The organism is Microbacterium sp. P5_E9, assembly GCF_054049175.1.
Window position 1 is genome coordinate 67,229 of record NZ_JBFUMV010000020.1, and the last position, 9,724, is coordinate 76,952.

Annotated in this window: 11 protein-coding genes; 8 read left to right on the forward strand and 3 right to left on the reverse strand. The window is 66.2% G+C overall.

Annotated features, from left to right (window positions below; all coding sequences use genetic code 11):
• Nucleotides 1-448: 448 nt before the first annotated feature.
• A complete protein-coding gene (locus ACXJ3V_RS18330) occupies nt 449-844 on the reverse strand; it encodes a hypothetical protein (protein WP_457101784.1) in 396 nt (131 codons plus the stop codon).
• A gap of 1,205 nt (nt 845-2,049) precedes the next feature.
• On the opposite strand from ACXJ3V_RS18330, the gene ACXJ3V_RS18335 reads away from it, so the two are divergent.
• The 8 genes from ACXJ3V_RS18335 to ACXJ3V_RS18370 all read left to right on the forward strand — a co-directional run bounded on the left by ACXJ3V_RS18335 (nt 2,050) and on the right by ACXJ3V_RS18370 (nt 8,825).
• Nucleotides 2,050-3,033 carry a peptidoglycan-binding protein gene (locus ACXJ3V_RS18335; protein WP_457101785.1) on the forward strand — a complete coding sequence of 328 codons (984 nt, stop codon included), beginning with the start codon at nt 2,050-2,052 and terminating at the stop codon, nt 3,031-3,033.
• Nucleotides 3,030-3,713: an ABC transporter ATP-binding protein gene (locus ACXJ3V_RS18340; RefSeq protein ID WP_457101786.1), complete on the forward strand. Its 684-nt coding sequence runs from the start codon at nt 3,030-3,032 to the stop codon at nt 3,711-3,713. Before ACXJ3V_RS18335 ends, ACXJ3V_RS18340 begins: the two co-directional genes overlap by 4 nt.
• 11 nt (nt 3,714-3,724) lie before the next feature.
• The gene (locus ACXJ3V_RS18345; protein WP_457101787.1) at nt 3,725-4,807 is read left to right on the forward strand and encodes an ABC transporter permease; all 1,083 of its coding nucleotides are present in this window, start codon (nt 3,725-3,727) and stop codon (nt 4,805-4,807) included.
• Nucleotides 4,808-5,447: 640 nt separating this feature from the next.
• Complete coding sequence (locus ACXJ3V_RS18350; RefSeq protein ID WP_457101788.1) at nt 5,448-6,038, forward strand: hypothetical protein; 591 nt, start codon at nt 5,448-5,450, stop codon at nt 6,036-6,038.
• Complete coding sequence (locus tag ACXJ3V_RS18355) at nt 6,038-6,655, forward strand: RNA polymerase sigma factor (RefSeq protein WP_457101789.1); 618 nt, start codon at nt 6,038-6,040, stop codon at nt 6,653-6,655. The genes ACXJ3V_RS18350 and ACXJ3V_RS18355 overlap by 1 nt, the downstream gene beginning before the upstream one ends.
• A 151-nt stretch (nt 6,656-6,806) precedes the next feature.
• Nucleotides 6,807-7,148 carry a PadR family transcriptional regulator gene (locus tag ACXJ3V_RS18360; protein ID WP_457101794.1) on the forward strand — a complete coding sequence of 114 codons (342 nt, stop codon included), beginning with the start codon at nt 6,807-6,809 and terminating at the stop codon, nt 7,146-7,148.
• Entirely contained in the window at nt 7,135-7,755 is a 621-nt protein-coding gene (locus ACXJ3V_RS18365; protein ID WP_457101790.1) for an HAAS signaling domain-containing protein, read from the forward strand. Before ACXJ3V_RS18360 ends, ACXJ3V_RS18365 begins: the two co-directional genes overlap by 14 nt.
• A gap of 413 nt (nt 7,756-8,168) precedes the next feature.
• Nucleotides 8,169-8,825 (forward strand): hypothetical protein, encoded by a 657-nt coding sequence (locus ACXJ3V_RS18370; protein WP_457101791.1) that lies wholly within the window; start codon nt 8,169-8,171, stop codon nt 8,823-8,825.
• A gap of 133 nt (nt 8,826-8,958) precedes the next feature.
• Here ACXJ3V_RS18370 and ACXJ3V_RS18375 read toward each other — a convergent pair whose 3' ends face one another.
• Nucleotides 8,959-9,198 (reverse strand): hypothetical protein, encoded by a 240-nt coding sequence (locus ACXJ3V_RS18375; RefSeq protein WP_457101792.1) that lies wholly within the window; start codon nt 9,196-9,198, stop codon nt 8,959-8,961.
• A 77-nt stretch (nt 9,199-9,275) separates the two neighbouring features.
• A partial coding sequence (locus ACXJ3V_RS18380) for a hypothetical protein (RefSeq protein ID WP_457101793.1) occupies nt 9,276-9,724 on the reverse strand: 449 nt, incomplete at its 5' end.

Here is a 9,724-nt window from a genome sequence, read left to right on the forward strand (position 1 = left end):
TGTCCATCGCCAGCAGCAGACCGCGTCGCCGACAGGCCCGGTGGATCTTCGCGATCAGCCACCCCGGGATCGGCCCGGCCCGGGCTCGAGGTCCTAGGCGAATTTCGCTATGGATGACGAGGTGGCCGCTGTCCATGATGCCTATTGATCGAAGTCGCGGGCATCTTGAACTACCTGTCGCGGCAGGTGTTTCGCCAGCAGCGCTCGGCGGAGGAGTCGGCGAGGTGCGACTTGTTCTTGCTCTCGGTCATGCCTGGCAGCTATCAGAAGACGCTGGTCGGTGTCCGGATCCATGGGCACCCGCAGCACTTCACGTGACGGCTCCCCGCAATGCGTACACCGGGTGCCAGCACCGTGACATGGTCTGCGCAGCGGCGAGACGCGAGCCCTGGTGACCCGTCCCGATATTGAGCTGTCCAGTTGGTCAAGTTGGTGGGACGCCTCCTAGTTAGTAGATCGGGTCAGGCTCGGGGCAAGCCTTCAGCGCGGTTGCCAGCTCGCTGGGAGCGAGCTCCGAATACGGGTCCCAGACCTCGCTTGAATTCGAGCGGCGGTGCTCAATGTAGACCTGAAGCGACGGGGTTTCCCCGGGCGTCGAGAAGTTCTTTTCCTCCAGGCATGACAACGCGATGAGCAAGCCGTCGTACACCGTCGAGTAGTCAGCGTCAGTCCACTCCCGGTACTTGAGGTCCGAGTTGCAGGCGTCCTCGTCCGCCACGTAGCGTTCCAGCTGTTCGTTCGGGAACTCCGCCTGGACACCGCCCGAAGGGCTTACGAATACCGTCCACCCATGCGCGCGAAGACACTTGGCCATCGCGGTATCCGCGTCGGCTTCGCTCGTCACCGTGACGGCCGCGCTCGACGGCGCCGGGGACGCTTCCCCTCGCGGATGCGACGCGCACCCCGTGATGCAGCACCCCAGCACCAGCAGGGACAATGCCACGACGGAAGCCCTTAGTTTGAGCAAGTAACTGCCGCCGCGGTCATCTTGACAGTCATGTCCGACCCGTTCGCATCATCCCGCGCTCTCTGTGGCTCCGAGTGAGCCTCATCGGCACATTGTGCACCGGCTCCGAGACCAAGACCAGCAACTGAAGTTGCTTTCACCGACAACAATCTCACATTGCCTGCGCCCTGCTAGGGAAACACGAAACACGCCGTCGGTTGTCGGACCGACTACATCCGTCGGCTGAGACCGATCTGGCGCCCCGTTCAGCCACAACCGACGACGCCGCCCGGCGAGCAGCCAACGCGCTGAGCATCTTAGCCATCGGCCACGAGTGTGGATTGCGCCCTTCATCTGCGCCTCGGGGTCGATCTCGGTTCACCTGCCACTGAGGCACTTCGTTGCATGACGTCAGGAATCGAGCTCTGCGGAAACTGACCGGGTGAGGTCCGAGAGAGTTTGAGGTCAAGTGAGGATGAGCGAGAGTGAACATGCGCTGCGCCGGCGAGATGCTGCCAGGTCTCTGGGACTAGCCTTGCGCGTGCTTCGTCAAGGTAAGGGCTTGTCGCAAGAGCAAGTCGCTAACGACGCGGCTCGGTTGTCGGTCTATGCGTACGGCTGTCTGGAGCGAGGTCGGGCACCGTCTGGCGGAATCGCCGATCCCACAATGGACACACTCCTCCGCGTCTTCACAGCGCTCGACATCGAACCGCCTCATCTGCCCAAAGATGGATCTGCCGCGCGGATCAGTGACAGGGGGTAGTCCGGCCGTCACCGCAGCGACCGGTCGAACTGGCTTGGACTAGGGCGATCGGGCCGTAGCGGCGCCGGAACCGCCCGCTCCCGCCAATCACCGACTTGGACTTGCAGCGGTTCGCGCTTGCGACGCTTCGGGATCGATCGGAAAGGAATAGTGGCATGCGTCAATGTAATGATCGACGCGACAGACTTTTAGTGGCATCCGCGGGAGGGTGCGAGAGGGATTCATGAAATCAGGTGTGCTTGCATCTCACCGCCAAGGTCGTGTCAGATGGCTGTGGTTCGGCGGCCTCGGATTCGTTGTCATTGCGACAACGCTTGGCGTGGGGTGGGCTGCGGCGTCGGTGTTGACGCCCGCGGCTGACCCGTTGGAAGCAACGGATTTCACCTATGTGTCGGTGGCGACGGGTGAGGTGGGCTCGAGCATCAGTTTGAACACGGTGGCAGAGTGGTCGCCGGTGCCGGTCGGTTCGAACCTGGCTTCGGGGGTGGTGACGGGGGTCGCGGTCGCGCCGGGGGATGAGGTGTCGCAAGGGGCGGTGCTGTATCGGGTGAATGAGCGTCCGGTGGTGGTGGCGCAGGGCGATGTGCCGGCGTTCCGGGCGATCGGGGCGGGGACGGAGGGCGCCGATGTGGCGCAGCTGCAGGGCATGCTGACCACGCTCGGCTTTTACCGCGGGGTGGGAGATGGGCGTGCCGGTGCGGGGACGGTCGCTGCGGTGAAGGCGTGGCAGAAGGCGTCGGGGGTACCGCAGACCGGGGTGGTGGACGCGGGGGATGTGATCTTCGTACCGTCGCTGCCGACCCGGGTGTCCCTCGATGGTGAGGTGATCGCTCGTGGCAAGAGTGTCGCCGGGGGTGAGGAAGTGGTGCGTGCGTTGCCGGCGTCGCCGGTGTTCACGGTGCCGGTCACGGACGGGCAGGCGGGGATGATGCCGACCGGCACCCGGGTCGAGATCACCTCACCCGAAGGCGCCGTGTGGAAGGGTTTCGTCCTCGACCAGGTCAGGGATGAGCAGACCGGGACCGTGATCGTCAGCCTCCAGGGCGCGGATGGCGGGGTGATCTGCGGTGCCGACTGCGGGCAGGTGCCCGTGGCGGGGCAGGCGTTGCTGGGATCGCGGATCGTGACGGTGGAGCCGGTGGCCGGCCTGGTGGTGCCCTCGGCAGCATTGGTGACCGGTGCCGACGGTCAGGTCGCGGTGATCGCCGAGACTGGTGAACGAATCCCCGTCAATGTGGCCGCGTCGGCACGGGGAATGAGCGTGATCGACGGGGTGGCCGAGGGCACCCGGGTGCGGGTGCCGGCATCTGAGTCCGCGCCGTGACCCTCGCCGCCATCGAATCACGGGCCGGCGCGGTGGGTGCCGCGCCGGTGCTTGAGGCGCGGGATGTGGTGTTCGAGTACGTGCCGGGGGTGCGGGTGCTGGACGGGTGGTCAGCAGTGTTCCCGGCCGGGTCGATGACGGCGCTGACCGGCCCCTCGGGACGGGGGAAGTCGACCCTGCTGTACCTGTTGGGGGTGATGCTGCACCCGCAACATGGCGAGATCCTTGTCGACGGGGTGCCCGTGAGCAGCCTGCGGGATGCGGCACGGGCGCGGCTGCGGGCGGACCTGTTCGGGTTCGTGTTCCAGGATGCCGCGCTGGATCAGACCCGGACCGTGCTCGACAACGTTACCGAGACCGCCCTGTACCGGGGGCAGTCGCGCGCCGCGGCGCGGGATGCCGCGCTCGGACTGCTGGACCGGTTCGGGGTGGATGTCCCGCCGGGCCGCAAACCGGGACAGGTATCGGGTGGGCAGGCGCAGCGGATCGCGCTGTGCCGGGCGCTGCTGAACGCCCCCCGGGTGCTGCTCGCCGACGAACCCACCGGCAACCTCGACCCGACCACCAGCAGCCTCGTCGTCGACGCGCTCCGCGATCACGCCAGCACCGGCGCCGCCGTGATCGTCGTCACCCACTCCCCCGACGTCGCCGCCGCCTGCGACCGGGAGATCCGACTGTGAACCCGGTCGCCGTGGTCCGGGAAGCGGTCGCGTCCGCCCGGTCGCAACCGGTCGCGTCGACCCTGACCGTGCTGATTGTCGCCGGGATGATCGTCGCGGTGATGCTCACCACCGGCCGCACCGTCGCCGCCGAACAGTCCGTGCTATCCACCATCGACTCCGCCGGGACCCGCTCGATCACAGTCCGCGCCGAAGACGGGGCCGGGGTGACCAGCGACGTGATGGACCGGATCGCCGGAGTCGAGGGCATCGAATGGGCCGCCGGGTTCTCCTCCGCGATCGACGCCACGAACACGCTGATCCCAGACGGTACCCGCGTCCCGGTCCGCTACGCCTACGGCACACGCCTGGACCGGCTCGGCGTCCCCACCGCCTCGCCCGTCCCCGGACAACTCGCCTACGCCTCCGCCACCGCACTGCAGCAACTCGGGCTGCCCGATGTCGCCGGCAGCGTCACGCTCACCACCGGCGCCGACTACGCCCTCGCCGGGCGCCTCACCACCCCCGACTTCCTGGCCGGATTCGAACCCGTCGTACTCATCCCGCAACCCGACCCCACCGGTTCCGAGACCATCAACATCCTCGTCGTCACCGCCACCCGCCCCGACCTCGTCGCCCCCGTCAGCGACGCCGTGCTGTCCCTCCTCGCCGCCGAAGACCCCACCAAGATCACCGTGCAAACCAGCGAAGCCCTCGCCCAACTCCGCGCCCTCATCCAAGGACAACTCGGATCATCCTCCCGCGGCCTCGTACTCCTCATGCTCGCCATCACCGGCACCCTCGTCGCGATCATCCTCTACGGACTCGTCATGATGCGCCGCAAAGACTTCGGCCGCCGCCGCGCCCTCGGCGCCACCCGAAGCCTCATCATCGGACTCCTCCTCACCCAAACCGCGCTCCTCGCCCTCACCGGCACCATCCTCGGCAACACCACCGCCATCACCGTGCTCCTCGCCACCGGCGCGCCCCTCCCCGGGCCCGGATTCCTCACCGCAGCAAGCATCCTCGCCACCGCGACCGCCACCCTCGCCGCACTCATCCCCGCCCTCGCCGCCAGCCGCCGCGAACCCATCCGCGAACTCCGCGTCCCATAGGACGTCGACACCCCAGCTTTGCTGGCAAGAGCGGCCACGACGACCTGCCCGAACAACGTCCTGCGGAGTTCCATGGCCAATCCGCCTCTTAGCCCTGCCGATCTGAATCTGCCCCACGGAGCCCATCGACATCTCCTGGGCAGCCGCGACGGCACACTCGGTCGATCACCGAGAGGTTCCCTTCAGCGCGACTGCGGTCACCGCAGACGCAAGCCCGAGTGGCGGGTCGACGGTGGGAAGAGGAACGCGGTTGGGCGTGGTGACGCAATGACGGGGGCGGGTGTGGACGTCGAAGACCCGGCAGGTTGACCTCCTCCCCTCAGTTCGACTACGCCGGAACCGTCGGCACGCCAGTGAAGGCTCACCCCTCCGCGAGTTACACCACGTCCCGCATGTCCGGTCCACCGGGCGGAGGGGTCCGGGCGCGGCGTATCAAGGACGGGAGGCGTGCCATCCAACGAGGCGGGGTCGATACTGCTGACTTCGCCTTGGCTCGGCGGACGCCATCGACCATCGACACCACCTGGTTGTTGGATTTCGGGGATCATCCATGAGTATTCACAGATTCGGGTTTGGTTGGACAATTTCCTTTGCTGCGGACATGTGCATTTCAAGGCATGTCAACAGAGAGTGATGGGCAATGGACGACAGTGAGCTTAGGGCGGCGTTGCATGAGGCAGCGCCCCAGGTCCGCGTGCCGGCAGACCTTGGGTCCCACCGGGCGCGGATCCTCGCCGAGGCGCGAGCGCGGCGTCGGCGCGGATGGAGGATTTGGGGCGCGAGCGCCGCGGCCTCCATCGTGCTGGTCGGTGCGGGATCGGTTGCGATGGCGGGTGGAGGGACGGAGACACCTTGGGGCTGGGTCGCCGACAACGTCTTCTCGATCGACCAGCTAGATGGATCGGCATGCTTCCAAGGGTTTCTAGTGAAGTGGGACGGTCTAGCGGAAGACGATCCGATCGTTCGGGAGGCGAAGTCGTTCGTGAGCAGCATTGACCTCGAGAGCCTCGATACCGCGCAAGCGGAAGCGAGCCTCCGCGAGGCCAACGCGCAGGCGACGGACGGCGATGGCGATGTCAGTCCGATGATTCTCAGCGATGCGCAGATCAAGCAGTACGCGCTCAACCAGCTGGTCGCCGAGATGCTCTGGGATGATCTTGAAGCTCACGGGCACAAGATTTGGCCGGGCCACGAGGTCAGCCTCGCGTCTCAAACTTCGGACTGCCGTTAATGAGGGCGCGGAACCGTAATGCGGGTGCCTTCGAAGATCTCCTCCGCCGGAACGAAGGCGACCTCGCGCGCTACTTTCAGCGTCGCCTTGTCAACGGAGCCGACGCCGCTGAGGCCTTCGGAGAGTTGCTCCTCCTTGCATGGAAGCTCAGAAAGAGAATCCCTGACGACCCTGAGCAGGCGCGAATGTGGCTCTTTGTCACCGCACGGAACGTCATGCTGAACTCACGCCGATCCCTTGCGCGACGATCCGCGGCCGTTCAACGGCTCGTAGATGACATGCGCGCGCAGAACGCGACCATCCCATCGGACAACCTCTCATCCGAGCTCCGGGAAGCACTCGAGGCCCTCAACGATGACGACGCAGAACTCGTCCGCCTCGTCTACTGGGACGGGCTCCGCTCCCACGAAGCGGCCGCAATCCTCCGCATCAATCCCTCCACCGCACGATCCCGGCTCGCCCGAACGATGCAACAACTGCGCGCACTGCTTGGATCTGACGTCGAAGGACCCGCCCCGCCCGCACGCGATGAACTCCAGCCCGAAGCGACAGCTGCCCCCGCCGTCATCGTCACCGCAACGGCGGCGGCTGCGCGGTCGGTTTCACGTCGGTCGTAGCTACCGGCAACTCCCTGCCCCCCCCCCCCGCCGGTCCTCAACGCGACAGCTCGCATCTCGCAACATGTCAGCTCTCCCTGTGTTGCGACCACCGGCGCCCCCAGTCACGGGGTTCTCGGACTACCGTGTGTTGCATGATAGCGTGTCACGCATGATACCGGATGTTAGTGCGCAGCTGCGGAAGGGCGTCGCTGAGTACTGCATCCTGGGGTCGCTGTCTCGTGAGCCGATGTACGGCTGGCAACTGGCTGACGCGCTTGCGAAGCCGGGCGTGATCGCGAGTATCGGCACCCTGTATCCGATCCTCACCCGGTTGCGGGAGCGCGGCCTGATCGTCGCGTTCGAGCAGGAGTCCGGTGCGGGTCCAGTGCGCAAGTATTACCGTCTGACTCCCGCCGGGGACCGGGAGCTGGAGAGTTTTCGACAGCAGTGGGCGCCGTTCGTGCGAGCGGTGACCGACATAGTGGAAGGAGTCGGCGATGCCGAGAACTGACTTGCCCAACGAAGCGCATGCCTATCTGCGTCGCCTCGATGAGGCGCTGGTCGGCGTCCCCGACGAGACCGCCGCAGAGATCCGCGCCGGCATCGTGGAGGAGTTCGCTGGTCTGGATCGGACGGCCGCCCAGGAGCGAATCGCGCAACTCGGTGACCCGGCGTTCATCGCGGCGGAGGCACGCAACGAGGTCGCCGCCGACCCCGCCCCGCGCAAGTCCGCCCTGCAATCGCGGGGGTACATCATCACCGCCGGCCTGGCGGTCGCGGTCGGTATCTACGTGATCCCGCTGATGGGTGCGGTCATCGGGTACCTGATGGTGTGGTTCTCGCCCGCCTGGAAACGATCGGAGAAGCTGATCGCACCGGCCATCCCCCTCATGGCCGGTGTGGTCACGGCGGCCTACTTAGTGCTGGCCACCACATTCTCGACGAACGGAACGGGCTCCCTCATCGGCGGATTCGGCGCGGCCGGCAGTGACGGGGCCACCGGTGGGCTCGCCCTACTGTTCACGCCCCTCGTGACCTTCAACGTGCTGTTCGTCATCTCCATCGTGAACGCCGCCGTTGGCGTCTGGCTTCTCATCCGGGCGCTCCGACGCGCATAGCGGTCGCTCAGCGGGCCTCGATTGTGCCGGTGACAACCGGCGCTCAAGACTGATCTAGGCGGTGGCGCTCAACTCTTCAACTTCAGGAGTGGGCACGCGCGACATCGACCGTGAGGACGATCAGCACTCGTTCTCAAGTGACAGGAGTGACCAGATGGACCCCGGCGCGTCAGCCTCGCGCTGAAGAATGACGTACTCAGTCTGAGGGTGGTTCGAGACCCAGCGCCGCGCGTCCTCGAGCGACATTGTCTCGTCCGTTACCTCGTCCCCGTTCTTCTCCGACCAGTAGTTTGCGAACTGAACGCGGTATTCCATCACAGGCTCACGGTATCCGAGGGTTGGGGCGGATGCCGGTCCGCTATCGGGCGCAATTGTGGCGCTTTCGGTCTTCGCCCCGCCGCTAGGGTTGCGGCATGCAGAGTCGCAGGAAGACGTGGTTGTTCGGTGGTATCGCGCTGATTGTCTGTGGTGTTCTTAGCGTCCTGCGAGACTCGATTTCCCTCTTCCCGGCCGCTGGTCTCCTCGTCAGCATCAGCGTGATGGCGGACGTCGTCTGGGCGATCGGTGTGATGGTCTTCGCGATCGGATTCGGCCGAGAGGGCAGCGTCGTCGCCCGCAAGCCGCTCGGCGTCACGGCGATGTGTCTGGTCGCAGTCTGGCCACTGGTCTCGGCGATCGTGTCTACAGCGCTTTCAACGGTGCTCCCGGTCCCTGATGAGCGGTGGCTGATGTGGGGGTACGCGGGGGCCTTGATTCCGTTTGCTGCGGGTCTGATCGCGAGTGTGGAGATCGCTCGTGCGGGAGTCGTTCCGTCGCCGTGGAAATGGGCGCCCATGGTGGCGCTGGGCCTCGCGACGCTGGCATGGCTGCTGCCCCAACTGCTGACCGTCGGAGCGGGCGCATCGGACGCTGCGAACCTCGTCCCGTTATTCTCCGGGTTGGGGACGTTGAGTGTGTTGGTGTCGACGTTCGGGCTGGGGATCGTCGCGACCGTGCTGGCTACTCGCAATCGCTCCGGCGTGGTTGAGATCTATACTTCACAGCCAACTGAGTCCACACCCTCGCTTTGAGTGGAGCGTCGCCTTCGAATCAGCGCATTCGCCCATCGGGCGACGCCCGAGAGCGGGTCCCTCAATGGTCCCCATTGGGTGTTCGAAGATCTGCTCGAGCGGCGCAGGTCAGCCCACAGTGACGGCCCGAGCCTCAGGCTCGGGCCGAGTCCTCGCGCCGCATGCGGCGATAGCGGCTCTCGTCGGCGGCGAACACACCGCAGTACACGGCGCCGACCAACAGAGAGACTCCGCCCACCAATAGGAAGCCGGTGCCAGCGAGGGATCTGAAGTCGGTCAGCATTCCGGCAACGAACATCAATCCGCCCCCGACGACGCAGAGCAAGGCGCCCCATCGCAATCCACCGAGGATCACCTGCCACGCCCGTGCCATACCGCCATCTTGCCAGCGTCACCGTTTGATGTCACGGCTATCACCCGCCGCCCGGAGACCGGTCAGTCGGCGCGATATCAGTGCCCCTGGTCGGCGCGCGTGACGTAGGTCAGGAGCGGTAGTCCCGCCGGAGAGGCAAACGACGCCGCAATATCCGCGAGCGGCGCGCGCACGAACGGCAGAAATGAGTCCCGGCCCCACGAGCGGTCAGAGAACAAGGCCTCACGGTCGTCCCAGCGTAGAGCCGGCCGCTCGTCGATGTCCAGGACCGAGACCCCCACAGGCTGGTTCCTCGGCGCGAACGAGCGCCCGCCGGCTCCCGGCCGCGCGAGATCGATCATCAGCGCTCGTAGCGCGTCGTCTCGGTGGCTGAACACCGCTATGTCCGTCGACGTGCCGCGGCTCCAGGACCGGAATGCCCACCGCTCCCCCTTCGGCTCGATGTACCGGCCCGTCTCCATGTCGGACCACCCGAACTGCCCGTCGCGGGAGAACGGCTTCTCCAGGTAGCCCCACCGGGCGTGGC

Bases quoted from the DNA above. Each gene is read 5' to 3' on its own strand.
- ACXJ3V_RS18375 (WP_457101792.1), bottom strand. From the start codon at position 9,198: ATGGCACGGGCGTGGCAGGTGATCCTCGGTGGATTGCGATGGGGCGCC.
- ACXJ3V_RS18350 (WP_457101788.1), top strand. From the start codon at position 5,448: ATGGACGACAGTGAGCTTAGGGCGGCGTTGCATGAGGCAGCGCCCCAG.
- ACXJ3V_RS18355 (WP_457101789.1), top strand. From the start codon at position 6,038: ATGAGGGCGCGGAACCGTAATGCGGGTGCCTTCGAAGATCTCCTCCGC.
- ACXJ3V_RS18370 (WP_457101791.1), top strand. From the start codon at position 8,169: ATGCAGAGTCGCAGGAAGACGTGGTTGTTCGGTGGTATCGCGCTGATT.
- ACXJ3V_RS18360 (WP_457101794.1), top strand. From the start codon at position 6,807: ATGATACCGGATGTTAGTGCGCAGCTGCGGAAGGGCGTCGCTGAGTAC.
- ACXJ3V_RS18365 (WP_457101790.1), top strand. From the start codon at position 7,135: ATGCCGAGAACTGACTTGCCCAACGAAGCGCATGCCTATCTGCGTCGC.